The sequence below is a fragment of the Thermomonas sp. XSG genome, assembly GCF_014678725.1.
GTDB lineage: Bacteria > Pseudomonadota > Gammaproteobacteria > Xanthomonadales > Xanthomonadaceae > Thermomonas.
Genome location: NZ_CP061497.1, coordinates 216,968 through 231,777, shown reverse-complemented (window position 1 = coordinate 231,777; position 14,810 = coordinate 216,968). Strand labels below are relative to the sequence as shown.

Below are 14,810 nucleotides of genomic sequence, written 5' to 3'. Positions count from 1 at the left end.
TGCGCGCGCGCGACAATTCCCCGCCGTATTGACCGGTGCCGGGACGCATGGTCAGATGGCCGCCTCACGCTAGGGGATACGCGATGGCCGACCTGAAAGCCCTGTTCGAGCAAGCCGCCAAGGACGTGCATGCGCTGACCGAGCGTCCCGACAACGACACGCTGCTGCGCCTGTATGCCCTCTACAAGCAGGGCTCGGAAGGCGACGTCAGCGGACCCAAGCCCGGCTTCTTCGACTTCGTGGGCACCGCCAAGTACGAGGCCTGGGCCAAGCTCAAGGGCACCGCGCAGGAACAGGCGATGCAGCACTACGTGGACCTGGTCCGCAAGCTCACCGCCTGACGGAGTCCGGCATGGCAAGGCAGACCCGCCAGCGCATCCTCGATGCGTCCCTCTCGATGTTCAATGCGCAGGGCGAGCCGAACGTCACCACCAACCACATCGCCGACGAGCTGGAGATCAGCCCGGGCAACCTGTACTACCACTTCCGCAACAAGGACGACATCATCGAGCAGCTGTTCGCCGGCTACGAAGTGCGGATGGATGCAGCGTTGTCGGCGCCGGAAGGGCGGTTGCCGGGACTGGAAGACGTGTGGCTGCAGCTGCACCTGGTGTTCGAGTGCATCTGGGATTACCGCTTCCTCTACCGCGACCTGGTCGACATCCTCAGTCGCAACCGCCGCCTGCGCCTGCGTTTCGCCCGAATCCTCAAACGCGCCGACGAGCAGGCCCACACGGTGATGCGCGGGCTGGTCCAGGCGGGCGTGATGCGCGCTTCCGCCGTCGAGCTGGACGCGGCCGCCACCAACGTGCTGGTGATCGCCACTTTCTGGATGAACTACGCGGCGGCGCGCGGCGACAAGGACGAACAGGCCTCGATCCGCGACGGAATCGTGCAGGTGATGATGTTGATCGCGCCGTTCCTGCGCGACGCGGAGCGCGTGCACCTCAACACCCTGACCAGCGCCTACCTCGACTGAGCGCGGTGGCGCGGGGCCGCGCTACTTGCGCGGCCTGCCGCGATGCGCGCCGGTCGTTGGCAACAGCCGACGCACGGTCGCCAGCAGGCCCAGCGCGGCCAGCCACAGATGGCGCGGCGTCGGCGTGAAGAACACCGCTGGGGCGCGGCGGGAAGGGGGCTTCCGGCGTGCTGGCATGGCGTGTTCCGGGGCGGCGGATGTGCGCAGGCTGGGCCGGCGCGGTCGAGCAAACACACTATCGCCCCCTTGTCAGGACCCGCGGCTGGCGGGATGCTGGCCGCCGGACCTCAACCAGGGCATCGCGCATGGCCAGCAAGAAATCCGCCGCTTCCGCCTGGGCTGCATTTCCATTCGACGCCAAGGGCTTTACCCATGCCGGCGACGCGCTGAAGAAGGCCTGGCCGAAGCTCCATGCCGGCGACTGCGAGCCGTTTCCCGATGCCAAGCGCGCCGCGGCGCTGCTGAAGGCGGCCGGCAAGGCCGCGCCGAAGCTCGATGCCGACGCCCTCGCCACGGCGCTGCAGGAAGCGTGGCGAGCCTTCCATCGCGGCGACTTCAAGGCCGCGTTCGAGGCCGGCGAAGCGCTGGGGCCGGTGGGCGCCTCGGTGGCGGCGAAGGCCATCGGCATCCACGCCACTTACCTGGTCGATGACGAGGACGAGAAGCTGAAGCGCTTCGAGCGCGCGGCTGCGCTGGCGGAGGCGGCGATCAAGGCGCTGCCGGGCGAGGCCAACAGCCACTACCGCCATGCGTTCGCGCTGGGTCGGTACAGCCAGGGCCTGTCGATCGCCAAGGCGCTGAAACAGGGCATCGCCGGCAAGGTGCGCGCCTCGCTGGACGCCGCGCTGGAGCTGGCGCCCAGGCACGCCGAGGCACACACCGCGCTGGCGCTGTACCACGCCGAGATCATCGGCAAGATTGGCGCGATGATCGGCGGCCTGACTTACGGCGCCAAGGCCTCCGAGGCGGAAAAGCACATCAGGGAAGCGCTGAAGCTGACGCCCGCCTCGCCGATCGCCCATATCGAGCACGGCAACGTGCTGCTGTTGCTGGACGAACGCCGCAACGAGGATGCTGCCGCTGCTGCCTACGAAAAGGCCGCGCAGGCCAAGCCGCTGGACGCGATGGAAGCGCTGGACGCGGCCTTTGCGCAGTCGCAACTGGAATAGGCCGGACCAGCGGCGACGAAGCCGCCCGCACGATCGCGTAAGCTTTGCCGTGCCGCCCGGATGGCGAAACTGGTAAACGCAAGGGACTTAAAATCCCTCGGCCGCAAGGCCATGTCGGTTCGACCCCGACTCCGGGCACCAGCCTGACGACGAAGGAGCGCCGTGATCCGATACTCCGCCTACCTGGCCAGCATTGTCCTGGCCCTGCTGGCACTGCTGCTGGCCACCACTGATCCGCACTGGTGGTGGGGCGTGGCGGGATTCGGCGCGTTGGCGGCGCTCGGCACCGCCGATCTGCTGCAACGCAAGAGCACGCTGCGCCGCAACTATCCGCTGCTGGCGCACTTCCGCTACGGGCTGGAAACCATCGGCCCGGAAATGCGCCAGTACTTCATCCAGTCCGACACCGCCGAGGTGCCGTTTTCGCGCGAGCAGCGCGCGCTGGTCTACCAGCGCGCCAAGCACGTCAACGACGTGCGTCCGTTCGGCACGCTGCAGGACGTGTACGGCCTCGACTACGAATGGATCAACCATTCGCTGGCGCCCACGGCGATCCCGGACCATGACTTCCGCATCGTCATAGGCGCGGGTCGCGCCCGCCCGTACAGCGCCAGCGTGTTCAACATTTCGGCGATGAGCTTCGGCGCGCTGTCCGCCGCTGCCATCCATGCGCTCAACGCCGGCGCGAAGCGCGGCGGGTTCTACCACGATACCGGCGAGGGCTCGATTTCCCCCTACCACCGCGAGGGCGGCGGCGACCTGGTGTGGGAACTGGGTTCCGGCTACTTCGGATGCCGCAACGACGACGGCAGCTTCAGCGAGGAGCGGTTCGCGGCGCAGGCCGTCGACCCGCAGGTGAAGATGATCGAGGTGAAGCTCTCGCAGGGCGCCAAGCCCGGCCACGGCGGCATGTTGCCGGCGGCCAAGCTCAGCGCGGAGATTGCCGCCACCCGCGGCGTGCCGATGGGGCAGGACTGCGTGTCCCCGGCCGCGCATTCGGCCTTTTCCACGCCGCTGGGGCTGCTGCAGTTCGTGGCACGGCTGCGCAAGCTGTCGGACGGGAAACCGGTGGGCTTCAAGCTGGCGATCGGGCATCCGTGGGAATGGTTCGGGATCGCCAAGGCGATGCAGGAGCAGGCCGAGGCCAATCCGGAACTGCTGCCGGACTTCATCGTCGTCGATGGTGCCGAGGGTGGCACCGGCGCGGCACCGGCGGAGTTCGTCGATCACGTCGGCGTCCCGATGCACGAAGGCCTGATGCTTGTGCACAACACCCTGGTCGGGCTGGGTCTGCGCGACCGGATAAAAATCGGCGCAGCAGGCAAGATCGTCAGCGCCTTCGACATCGCCCGCGCGCTGGCGATGGGTGCGGACTGGTGCAATGCCGCCCGCGGCTACATGTTCGCGCTGGGCTGCATCCAGTCACTGAGCTGCCATACCAACCGCTGCCCCACCGGCATCGCTACCCAGGATCCGGCGCGCTGGAAGCAGCTGGACGTGGCCGACAAGTCTGTGCGCGTGGCCACCTTCCACGCCAATACCCTGCGCGCGCTGCGTGACCTGCTTTGCGCGGCCGGGCTGCAGCACCCGGACCAGCTGGGCCCGGAACACATCCTGCGCCGCGTCTCGCCGGTGGAGGTGCGCTCGCTGTCGGCGCTGTACCGCTACCTCCAGCCTGGCGAACTGCTCGGCGGGCGCCTGCCCGAACACGCGGTGTTCCGCGAGTTCTGGCAGCAAGCGCGCAGCGATGCCTTCATGCCGCCTGCGCATGTCGCGCGGCTTCGGGACAGCAAGGCCAGCTGATACGCTGTGCGCCTTCGTTGACGCAGCACCGCAGCCTTGAACGCAGCCCTGTCCCACCTCGACCGGCTGGAAGCCGAAAGCATCCACATCCTCCGCGAAGTCGCCGCCGGGTTCCGCAATCCGGTGCTGCTGTACTCCGTGGGCAAGGACAGTTCGGTGCTGCTGCATCTGCTGCTGAAGGCGTTCCATCCCGCGCGTCCGCCGATCCCGCTGCTGCACGTGGACACCACGTGGAAGTTCCGCGAAATGATCGACTTCCGCGACCGCCGCGCCGCCGAGACCGGCGTCACCCTGCACGTGCACACCAATCCCGACGGGCTGGCACAGGGCATCGGTCCGGTCAGCCACGGCGCCACCGTGCACACCGACGTGATGAAGACGCAGGCGCTGAAGCAGGCGCTGGACCGGTTCGGCTTCGATGCCGCCATCGGCGGTGCCCGCCGCGACGAGGAAAAGTCGCGCGCCAAGGAGCGCATCTTCAGCTTCCGCAACGCGCAGCACCGCTGGGACCCTAAGAACCAGCGCCCGGAGCTGTGGAATCTCTACAACGCGCGCATCCACAGGGGCGAGTCGGTGCGTGCGTTCCCGCTGTCCAACTGGACCGAACTGGACATCTGGCTCTACATCTACCGCGAGAAGATCCCGGTGCCGTCGCTGTATTTCGCCGCCGAGCGTCCCGTGGTGGAACGCGATGGCGCCCTGATCATGGTCGATGACGAGCGCCTGCCGCTGCGCGAGGGCGAAGTGCCGGCCATGCGGCAGGTGCGTTTCCGTACCCTCGGCTGCTACCCGCTGACCGGCGCCATCGAATCCGGGGCCGATACGCTGGAGAAGATCATCGCCGAAATGCTGGTGGCCACCACGTCGGAACGGCAAGGCCGGGTGATCGACCACGATCCGACCGCCTCGATGGAGAAGAAGAAGCAGGAGGGCTACTTCTGATGCGCATGGACGACGCGGATGCACAGGTCGCCGCCTACCTGCGGCAGCATGAAACCAAGGACCTGCTGCGCTTCATCACCTGCGGCAGCGTGGACGACGGCAAGAGCACCCTGATCGGCCGGCTGCTGCACGACACCCGGCTGCTGCTGGATGACCAGGTCAGCGCGCTGGAAGCCGACAGCCGCAGGCACGGGACCCAGGGCGACGAAATCGATTTCGCCCTGCTGGTCGACGGCCTGGCCGCCGAGCGCGAGCAGGGCATCACCATCGACGTGGCCTACCGCTTCTTCGATACCGAGCGCCGCAAGTTCATCGTCGCCGACTGTCCCGGCCACGAGCAGTACACCCGCAACATGGCCACCGGCGCGTCCACCGCGGACTTGGCGGTGGTGCTGGTGGACGCGCGCAAGGGCCTGCTCACCCAGACCCGCCGCCACAGCTACATCGTGAAGCTGCTGGGGATCGAGCGCGTGTTGCTGGCAGTCAACAAGATGGACCTGGTCGGCTTCGACGAGGCCGTGTTCGATCGCATCGCCGACGAATACCGCGCGCTGGCGGCACAGCTGGGCATCGCCCACGTGGACTGCATCCCGCTGTCCGCGCTGCGTGGCGACAACATGATCGAGCGCTCGCTTAACACGCCCTGGTATGGCGGGCCGGCGCTGCTGGAGCTGCTGGAAACGGTACCGCTTGCGCGCGCCGCGGGTGATGCCGCGCTGCGGATGCCGGTGCAGTGGGTGTGCCGGCCGAACCAGGATTTCCGCGGCTTTGCCGGCACCATCGCGGCAGGCACGGCCAAGCCGGGCGACGACATCGTGGTGCTGCCGTCCGGGCGCCGCTCGCGGATCGCTGCCATCGTCACCGCCGATGGCGAACTGGCGGAAGCGAGTGCAGGGCAGGCGGTCACCCTGACCCTGCGCGACGAGATCGACGTCAGTCGCGGCGACGTGATCGCCAGCGCCGCCAATCCGCCGGAGGTGGCCGACCAGTTCGCCGCCCACCTGCTGTGGATGGGCGATGCGCGGCTGCTGCCGGGGCGGCCGTACCTGCTGCAGATCGGCAGCCGCACCGTCGGCGCATCAGTCACCGAAATCAAGCACAAGGTCGACGTCAATACCCAGGACCAGCTGGCCGCCAAGCACCTCGACCTGAACGAGGTCGGCTACTGCAACTTGCACCTGGACCAGCCGGTGCCCTTCAGCGCCTACGCCGAGAACCGCGCGCTGGGCGCCTTCATCCTGATCGACCGGCAGAGCAATGCCACCGTTGCGGCCGGCACGCTGGACTTCGCGCTGCGTCGCGCCGCCAACATCCACTGGCAGCACCTGGACGTGGACAAGGCCGCGCGCGCCGCGGTCAAGCACCAGACGCCGCGCTGCCTCTGGTTCACAGGCCTGTCCGGTGCCGGCAAGTCCACCATCGCCAACCTGGTGGAGAAGAAGCTGCTGTCGCAGGGTCGGCACACCTATCTGCTGGATGGCGACAACGTCCGCCACGGCCTCAACAAGGACCTCGGGTTCACCGCCGAGGACCGGGTGGAGAACATCCGTCGCGTCGCCGAGGTGGCCAGGCTGATGACCGACGCCGGGCTGATCGTGCTGGTCAGCTTCATCAGCCCGTTCCGCGCCGAACGCGAGATGGCGCGCTCGCTGTTCGAACCTGGCGAATTCCTTGAGGTGTTCGTCGATACCCCGCTGGCCGAAGCGGAGCGCCGCGACGTCAAGGGCCTGTACGCCAAGGCGCGCCGCGGCGAGCTGCGCAACTTCACCGGCATCGATTCGCCCTACGAGCCGCCGCAGGCGCCGGAACTGCACCTGCATACGCTGGGGGCCGATGTGGCAGCGCTTGCGGACGAGGTCATCGCTGCGCTGGCGTTGGAGTGGTACGACACCGCGACCTGATCGGCGCGGGCTAATGGTGGCGATGGCGCGTGCGGTGACACGAAGCTGTCATCGCCTGCTCACACCATTTGTTGCATGTGCGCCGCCCCATTGCCTGATCCGTCCGATGCGTTGCTTGCCGCCGCCCTGCGGCCCCACGGCCTGCGCGCCCTGTTCCAGCCGATCGTCCGGCTGGAAGACCGCAAGGTGGTGGCGCATGAGGGCCTGATGCGCCATGCGCACGCGGACGTGCCGCCTCTGCGCCTGCTCGACCATGCGCGGCGCACGGGCCGCCTGGGCGAGCTGGAAACCCACGCCGCCAGCACTCTGGCGCAGGCCTTCGACTTCATCCGTGGCGGGCGGCTGCTGGTCAACCTGAGCGCGCACGCCATCCTGCAGGGAGACCTGCGCCCGCAGCAGGTCCTGTGCAGCCTGCAATCGGCCGGCCAGGACCTCAGCAGGTTCGTCATCGAGATCACCGAGCGCGACATCGTCGAGGACGTCGGTCGTCTGGCCGATGCGCTGGGCTACCTGCGCGCGGCCGGCGTGCAGATCGCGCTGGACGACTTCGGTAACGGCCACTCCAACTTCGAGCTCTGGCACGAGCTGGGCCCCGACTACGTCAAGATCGACCGTTACCTGGTGCACGACATCGCCCAGAGCCCCGGCCGCCTCAGCATCGTCCGGGCGCTGGTGCAGGTGGCGGACAGCCTGGGGACCGACCTGATCGCCGAAGGCGTCGAACGGATCCAGGACCTGGCGATCATCCAGGACCTCGGCATCCGCTATGCGCAGGGGTTCCTGCTCGGTCGTCCGCAGCCGGCGGTGGCCGAGACCGTGGCCGGGGAGGCCCTGCAGGCCTCCAGCGAAAAGCTGCCGGTGTGGCCGGTCAACGGGCAGCGCCACGCATTCCCGAGGGTGACCGCTGCACACCTGCTGGTCGAGGCGCCGTCCATCAACGAGCAGGCCAGCAATTTCGAAGCCGAGCAGCTGTTCCGCCAGCACCCGCACCTGCCGGCGCTGCCGGTTGTCGACATGGAGGGTTTTCCGCAGGGGCTGATCAACCGCCGCGTCTTCAACGAGCGGATGGCGATGCCTTTCGCGCGCGAACTGCTCGGCCGCAAGCCCTGCATCCAGCTGATGCATCCCTCTCCGATCATGGCCGATGTCTCGCAGAGCATCGATGCGATGTCGGAGATCCTGCTGGGCGAGGACCAGCGCTATCTGGCCGACGGCTTCATCATCACCCGGGGCGGTCGTTATGCCGGCGTGGGTACCGGCGAGGCGCTCGTCCGGCGGGTGACCGAGCTGCGCATCGAGGCGGCGCGGTACGCCAATCCGTTGACCCTGCTGCCCGGCAACATTCCCATCGCCGAGCACATCGCGCGGCTGATCGACGCCGGCCAGCCGTTCATGGCCGCGTATTGCGATCTCAACCACTTCAAGCCGTATAACGACCAGTACGGCTATTTCCGTGGAGATCGCATGATCCGGCTGGTGGCCAATACGCTGGTCCGGCATGCGGAGCCGCGTTGGGATTTCGTCGGCCATGTCGGTGGCGACGATTTCGTCGTGCTTTTCCAGAGCGACGACTGGGAACGTCGCTGCGCCGATATGGTGGCTGAGTTCAATGCCGCCAGCCATACCCTGTTCGATCCGGCCGACTTGGCCCGCGGGGTGCTGGAAGGGGAGGACCGTGCCGGGCGTTACGCCACGTTCCCGCTGACAACGCTGACCATCGGGGTGACCCCGGCCGCGCCGGGACGCTTCGCCACCGCCGAGGAGGTGGCTTCGCAGGCCGCCGCCGCCAAGCGGCAGGCCAAGCGGCTGAACGTTGGCGTGCACCTCATGTCGGTGCCGGAGGACGACGGTATCGCCGCCTCGCCGGGTGCACCGGCGTTGCGGACCGGGGCCCCAGCCGGCGTGGGTGCTGTGGCGGCGTGACCGGCGCGGTCGAGTTGCAGGCCGGGTTCGGCGATGCTGCCCGGTACCGGCGCGGCCGTGGTTTGCCGGGCTGCGCAGACTATTGCCTGCCGGCCGCGTTCATGTAGAATACGCGGCTCCTTCGGGCGGTTAGCTCAGCGGTAGAGCATTGCCTTCACACGGCAAGGGTCGCAGGTTCGAACCCTGCACCGCCCACCAGATCCAAGCAAGAAAAGCCGGCCATGCGCCGGCTTTTTTGTTGGTGCGTCCCACCCGCTTCCCTATCGCATGAATGGGGCGGGAGGCACCGACCTCGCGGCGTGTGAATTCTGTGTGGTTGCGCAGGCTTGCCTGCCACGCATAATGCCGGTTCAACCGCGGAGGATCGTGCATGCGCAACTGGATGCGTGGCTTGCTGACATCGACCCTGGTTCTGCTACTGGCGGCGTGCGCCAGCAGCGGTGGCCCCCGGGACGCCGCCGCGTCTGCGGTAACCACGCTGCCGCCGCCCGACACCACAGCAGCCTCGGGCGCCTACGAGGGTGCGACCGACTACCGCATCGGCGCGATGGATTTGCTGCAGATCAGCGTGTTCGGCGTGCAGGACCTGGACAAGGAAGTGCGGGTCAATTCCAACGGCCAGATTTCGCTGCCGCTGGTGGGTGGGGTGATGGCCGGTGGCCGCACCATCCCCGAACTGGAAGCGGAGCTGGCGAAGAAATACGCGGATGGGTTCCTGCAGAACCCCCAGGTCAGTGTCTTCGTCAAGGAATACTCGAGCCAGCGGATTACGCTGGAGGGGGCGGTGAAGAAACCGGGCATCTATCCCATCACCGGCAGGACCAGCCTGCTGCAGGCCATTGCGCTTGCGGAAGGCGTGGACGACAAGATCGCCGACCTCGGCGGCATCGTGCTGATGCGCCAGGTGGAGGGCAAGCGCCAGGCCGCGGTCTTCGACCTGCGCCTGGTGCGGAAGGGGATGATCGACGACCCGCAGGTATACGGGGACGACATCATCGTGGTGGAGCAGTCCGGCAGCAAATCGGCGTTCCGCCGCTTCATCGAAGCCGTGCCGGCGATCGGCGTGTTCCGCTGGTTCTGACAGATCAAGGACGATTCCCGCATGACTGACGAAAACCTGCCGGCGGGGCCGGCCGACGACAAACGAGGCCTGCCGGCGCGCGCCGAGGTGGGCAGGGCGGGCGGGGTCGACCTGCATCGCGGCGGTACCGCTCTGGTGCTGGAGGCACAGGAGGAACGCCACGATGACGACGAAATTGATCTGCTTGCCTACTGGCGGATCCTGGTCAAGCGCCGCCGCCTGATCGCCAGCGTGCTGGCCGGGGTGGTTGCGGTCGCGTTGCTGGCAACCCTTACCGCGACGCCGATCTACCGCGCCACGACCCTCCTGCAGCTGGACAAGGAAGGCATCCAGGTAGTCCAGGTGGACGGCATCCAGCCCGGCGATGACCGCGGCTTTGATCCGGCGTTCCTGCAGACCCAGTACGAGTTGATCAAGAGCCGTTCGCTCGCCGAGCGCGTGGCGAACGAACTGGGGCTGGACCGGGCTGCGCTGGACCGGCTCAGTGAGCCGGGCTGGCTGGGGCGGATGCTGGCGTTGCTGAAGCCGAAGGGCAAGCAGGAAGAAAACAAGCAGGCAATCGCGTCCACAAGCGATGCGGCAGCCGAGCTGCGCGACGCCGCCACACTGATCGGCAACAGCCTGAGCATCGAGCCGGTGCGCAACTCCCGGCTTGTCAAGATCAATTTCGACAGCCCTTCGCCGCAATTTTCGGCGCGTGCGGCCAACGCCATTGCGGAGGGTTACATCGCCTCCGGGCTGGAGCGACGGTTCGGTGCTTCGTCCTACGCAAAGACCTATCTGGAAGACCAGCTGAAGCTCACCAAGGCCAAGCTGGAGGATTCCGAGCGCAAGCTGGTGCAGTTCGCCCAGCAGGAAAACCTGATCAACACCGGCGAAAACGGGCAGTCGCTCGCGGTGCAGAACCTGACCCAGCTCAACGCCGCGCTGGCCACGGCGCAGGACCAGCGCATCCGCGCGCAGGCGCGCTGGCGGCAGGCGTCGTCGGGGGCGATGCCGGCCGACATGATCGGCAACTCCAACATCCGGGTGCTGCAGCAGCAGAAGGGAGAACTGCAGTCGCAGTACCAGCTGAAGCTGCAGACCTTCAAGCCTGACTATCCGGAGATGCAGCAGCTCAAGAGCCAGATCGATGAGCTGGACCGGCAGATTGTCAAGGAAACCGCCGGCGTGCGTGCCTCCGTCCGCGCCGAGTACGATGCCGCCGCCGCGCAGGAGCAGATGCTGACCCAGCAGATCGCCGCGCTGCGTACCCAGGCCCTGGACGTGGACGGCCGCAGCATCCAGTACAACATCCTCAAGCGCGAGGTCGACACCAACCGCCAGCTCTACGACGGCCTGCTGCAGCGCTTCAAGGAAGTCGGCGTGGCTGGCGACGTCCGCGCCAACAACATCTCCATCATCGATCGAGCGGAAGTGCCGCGCTGGCGCTTCAAGCCCAACCTCACCCTCAACCTCGCCATCGGGCTGCTGCTCGGGGCGATGCTGGGCGTGCTGGCCGCGTTCCTGCTGGAGTTCCTCGACGACACCATCAAGACGCCAGACGATGTCGAACAGAAGCTCAAGCTGCCGGTGCTGGGGATCATTCCCAAGCTTGGCCCCAAGGACAACCTGAGTGACGTTGCCTCCGACCTGCAGTCCTCGTTCTCCGAGGCCTACCGTTCGGTACGCACCGCGCTGCAGTTCGCCACCGACCACGGCGTACCCAAGAGCCTGCTGGTCACCAGCAGTGGCCCCGGTGAAGGCAAGTCGACCACCGCCCTGGCGCTGGCGCGCAACCTCACCCAACTCGGCAAGCGCGTGCTGCTGGTGGATGCGGACCTGCGCAAACCATCGCTGCACAAGACGCTCGGATTGAAGGCCGAGTCGGGGCTCAGCCATCTCCTCGCCGGCGGTTGCACGTTCGGCGCAGCCGTCCAGCGCACGGAGGACGAGCGCCTGCACGTCATCCTTGCCGGGCCCCTGCCGCCCAACCCGGCGGAGCTGCTGTCCGGCTCGAAGCTGGTGTCGCTGCTGACGGTCGGCACGGAGCGATACGACCACGTGATCATCGACGGACCGCCGGTACTGGGCTTGGCCGATGCCCCGATCTTGGCCAACGCGATTGATGGCACCCTGCTGGTCGTCAACAGTGCCAAGACCAAGATCGGCGCCGCGCAGGCCGCGCTCAAGCGACTGTATGCCGCGCGTGCGCGCCTCCTGGGTGGACTGCTGACCAAGTACGACGCCCGCGCCGCCGGTTATGGCTACGGCTATGGCTACGGTGGCGCCTACGCGTACTACTCCTACGGCGACAAGCCGCGGCTGACCAAGGGCTGAGGAGTGGGCGGCGCGATGGGGAGCGCGCTGGAGTGGGCCTTGGCCTTGCTGAGGGCGCCTGGCGAACGGCATGTATTGCGGCAGCGTCCGCTGCCGCAGGAGGGCATGGAGGAGTTGCTGGGCATCGCCGCCGGTGCAGCGCCTGAAGTCCTTGCCGAACAGGCGCGGCGGTTTGGCGAAAGCGAAGCGCAGGTGCTGGAGGCCGCCCGCTTCTACGCCCGCGAGGTCCTGTTCCATCCGCAGGCAGATGCCTACCGGGTGCTCGGCGTCGATCCCCAGGCCAGCGCCGACACCATCAAGGGTCATTACCGCCTGTTGCAGCTGTGGCTGCATCCGGATCGCACCCGTAGCGAGGACGACGTGGTGTTCGCCGCGCGGGTCAACAGTGCCTGGAACCGTCTGCGTAGTGCCGAGCGGCGGCGGGCGTATGACGACGCGTTGCGGGCAGCGCGGCCGCCGGAGATCTTCGACAGCAGTGGCGCGCTGCGCAGTGTGCGGACCTGGGTGCCGGCAGCCGAGCCGGTCGTGCCGCCTTCGCCGTGGCGGCGGCGCTGGCCCGCGCTGGCATTGCTGGCCCTGTGCGGCGTGCTTGCGCTGCTGGCGCTGCGTGACATGGAGCGGGCCGATGCGGAATGGGAGGCCTCGCAGGTCACGCCAGATGCCGGGCACAGGCGTGAGCCCGAACCGATCGCATCGCTGCTGCCCAGCCCGGGCGCGGACGCGGACGCGGTGTCCAAGCGGCAGCTCTCGCCGACTCCGCGCCAGGGCGAGAACGCCAGCGTGGAAAGGCAGCCGGCCAATCCGCATCCGACGGAATCACGGATCGGCGTCAGCGCGCTTCCGCAAGCCGAACAGGCGTCCTCCATTCCAATGGCTGGCCGGTATCCCGCCAGCGACGCTGCAGGGTCCGGAGCGCCCAGCCTCCCCGGCGCTATCGCCCACCAACCTGCACTTGCCGCAGGTCGGGCGGTAAGCATTTCTGCCCATCAACACCAGCAGGCCGTCACGCAGCGTCCGGCTGCCGTCGGCAATCAGGCGTCGGTGCCGACGGAGACATCGCCAGCTTCTCCATCTGTGGTGCAACCGGAATTCGCAAAGGTGGAGTCGGCCCGCTTGACCGGGGCGCAGCTCCTCGACTATCTCCGTGCGCCGCGCAGGCCGGCACCGCCGATCTGGAGCAGTCCGGCCGTCGAGACGGACGCCGCGCGCTTGCGGCAAGAATTGCACGCCGAGGGACGGGTGCGGCTCGGCGAAGCGCAATGGCGGATCGGCAGCGACAATGCAGTGCTCGAATCCGCGGTTGTTGCGGGGCGTGCGCCGCGCGGTGGCGTGTTGACTGCGCGTCTGCGCTGGCGCGATGGCTACTGGCTGGTGACAGGAATGGACATGGAGTCGACCCGATGAGGGTGTTGTCAGGCCGGCTTGTGCTGGCGGCGGTTGCCTTGGCATGCCTTTTTGCCGGGTGGCGCGTGGTGGGCCAGATGCAGGCGGAGCGCTACGCATCAAGCGATCCGCTGCGCGCCCTGCGCTGGCGCCCAGGTGATCCCGCCGCACTGCTCGGATTGGCCGAACGCCAGTTGGCAGACGGCAATGCGGCCGCGGCGAGAGTGACCGCCACGCGGCTGCTGGAGCGCGAGCCATTGCAGGGACAGGCATTCCGGATCCTCGCTGCTACCAGCGAGCGGGAGGGCGACCAGGAGCGGGCGCTGCAGCTTTACCAGATCGCCGCGCGCCGCGCGCCGCGCGACCAGGCAACGCGCGCCTGGCTGGCGCGACACTTCCTGCAGCAGGGCGACTATCCGCAGGCGCTGGTGCAGATCGATGCGTTGCTGCGGGTGGCGCCATGGCGTACCGACAAGGTCCATCCTGCCTTGGTACAGATGGCGCAGGATGCCGTGTTTGCAAAGGCGCTGGCGCAGGTCCTGCGCAGCGATCCCCCGTGGCGCGCAGGCGTGTTGGCGGCGCTGCGCCATCCGAAAACCGGCAGTCCCTTGGCTGCAGGGCAGGTGATGCAGGCCCTGCAGGACGAGGGTGGATTGTCGGCGGATGAGTACTCGCGCTGGCTTGATGGCCTGATCAGTCAAGGGCGTTGGGGCGAAGCGTATGCACGCTGGGCGAGCAGCGCCAACAAACCCGGCGGCCGATTGCCACTCCTCTACAACGGCGACTTTGCATTGGATCCGTCCGGCACCGGGTTTGACTGGCGTCGCCGGCGCGTGCCTGGCGTGCTCATGGAGTTCGAGCCAGGGAAAGAGGCCGGCAGCCGGATCGTCCACCTGCAGTTCCTTGGTCGGCGCGTGCCGAATGCCGGACTGGAGCAGGCATTGATGCTCGCACCCGGGCGTTATCGGATGCTCTTGCGTGCTCGTGCCCGAGCGGTGCGGAGCGAAATGGGGCTGCAATGGCGCATTGCCTGTGCCGGGCCGGCGCGCGTGGTGGGAAGGAGTGAGGCGCTCCAAGGGAGTTTCGACTGGATGGATGTCGACATGGAATTCACGGTGCCTCCTGTAGGGTGTCCCGGACAATGGCTCCGTCTGGAAAATCCCGTGCCCAGTGGGGCAGGGCAGCAGGTTGCGGGTGACCTGTGGCTGACCGGCTTCCGGTTGAAGCGGCAACCTGAATGAGTGTCATGTTTCGTATTGCAAAGATCCGCAATTTCCGATACCCTCGGGACGGAGGGATCCTCCCCCGAC

At 67.6% G+C, this 14,810-nt stretch carries 12 protein-coding genes and 2 tRNA genes; 13 read left to right on the top strand and 1 reads right to left on the bottom strand.

All coding sequences use genetic code 11. The features are described from left to right. Positions 1-83: 83 nt before the first annotated feature. Together ICG51_RS01055 and ICG51_RS01050 are read left to right on the top strand one after the other, a co-directional pair. Positions 84-341 carry an acyl-CoA-binding protein gene (locus ICG51_RS01055; RefSeq protein ID WP_190281146.1) on the top strand — a complete coding sequence of 86 codons (258 nt, stop codon included), beginning with the start codon at positions 84-86 and terminating at the stop codon, positions 339-341. Positions 342-352: 11 nt separating this feature from the next. After that, positions 353-979 carry a TetR/AcrR family transcriptional regulator gene (locus tag ICG51_RS01050; protein WP_190281145.1) on the top strand — a complete coding sequence of 209 codons (627 nt, stop codon included), beginning with the start codon at positions 353-355 and terminating at the stop codon, positions 977-979. A 21-nt stretch (positions 980-1,000) separates the two neighbouring features. On the opposite strand, the gene ICG51_RS01045 is transcribed toward ICG51_RS01050, so the two are convergent. After that, on the bottom strand, positions 1,001-1,156 hold the full coding sequence (locus tag ICG51_RS01045) for a hypothetical protein (protein WP_190281144.1): 156 nt from the start codon (positions 1,154-1,156) through the stop codon (positions 1,001-1,003). Positions 1,157-1,284: 128 nt separating this feature from the next. On the opposite strand from ICG51_RS01045, the gene ICG51_RS01040 reads away from it, so the two are divergent. The 11 genes from ICG51_RS01040 (at position 1,285) to ICG51_RS00990 (ending at position 14,741) form a co-directional block, all read left to right on the top strand. Continuing rightward, the gene (locus tag ICG51_RS01040) at positions 1,285-2,148 is read left to right on the top strand and encodes a hypothetical protein (protein ID WP_190281143.1); all 864 of its coding nucleotides are present in this window, start codon (positions 1,285-1,287) and stop codon (positions 2,146-2,148) included. 54 nt (positions 2,149-2,202) lie between these two features. Then, a tRNA-Leu gene (locus tag ICG51_RS01035) sits at positions 2,203-2,289 on the top strand. 21 nt (positions 2,290-2,310) lie between these two features. Next, positions 2,311-3,951 carry an FMN-binding glutamate synthase family protein gene (locus ICG51_RS01030; RefSeq protein ID WP_190281142.1) on the top strand — a complete coding sequence of 547 codons (1,641 nt, stop codon included), beginning with the start codon at positions 2,311-2,313 and terminating at the stop codon, positions 3,949-3,951. A 36-nt stretch (positions 3,952-3,987) separates the two neighbouring features. Next, on the top strand, positions 3,988-4,893 hold the full coding sequence (gene cysD / locus ICG51_RS01025) for a sulfate adenylyltransferase subunit CysD (RefSeq protein ID WP_190281141.1): 906 nt from the start codon (positions 3,988-3,990) through the stop codon (positions 4,891-4,893). Continuing rightward, a complete protein-coding gene (gene cysN / locus ICG51_RS01020) occupies positions 4,893-6,794 on the top strand; it encodes a sulfate adenylyltransferase subunit CysN (RefSeq protein WP_190281140.1) in 1,902 nt (633 codons plus the stop codon). The genes cysD and cysN overlap by 1 nt, the downstream gene beginning before the upstream one ends. 75 nt (positions 6,795-6,869) lie before the next feature. After that, positions 6,870-8,717, top strand: a complete 1,848-nt coding sequence (locus ICG51_RS01015; protein WP_190281139.1) for an EAL domain-containing protein — start codon at positions 6,870-6,872, stop codon at positions 8,715-8,717. Positions 8,718-8,840: 123 nt separating this feature from the next. Further along, positions 8,841-8,915: transfer RNA gene (locus ICG51_RS01010), tRNA-Val, on the top strand. A 172-nt stretch (positions 8,916-9,087) separates the two neighbouring features. Further along, entirely contained in the window at positions 9,088-9,798 is a 711-nt protein-coding gene (locus ICG51_RS01005; protein ID WP_190281138.1) for a polysaccharide biosynthesis/export family protein, read from the top strand. A gap of 21 nt (positions 9,799-9,819) precedes the next feature. Beyond that, positions 9,820-12,117, top strand: a complete 2,298-nt coding sequence (locus tag ICG51_RS01000) for a polysaccharide biosynthesis tyrosine autokinase (protein ID WP_190281137.1) — start codon at positions 9,820-9,822, stop codon at positions 12,115-12,117. Between the two features lie 105 nt (positions 12,118-12,222). Next, positions 12,223-13,521 carry a J domain-containing protein gene (locus tag ICG51_RS00995; RefSeq protein WP_190281136.1) on the top strand — a complete coding sequence of 433 codons (1,299 nt, stop codon included), beginning with the start codon at positions 12,223-12,225 and terminating at the stop codon, positions 13,519-13,521. Then, the gene (locus ICG51_RS00990; RefSeq protein WP_190281135.1) at positions 13,518-14,741 is read left to right on the top strand and encodes a tetratricopeptide repeat protein; all 1,224 of its coding nucleotides are present in this window, start codon (positions 13,518-13,520) and stop codon (positions 14,739-14,741) included. The genes ICG51_RS00995 and ICG51_RS00990 overlap by 4 nt, the downstream gene beginning before the upstream one ends. Positions 14,742-14,810 lie beyond the last annotated feature (69 nt).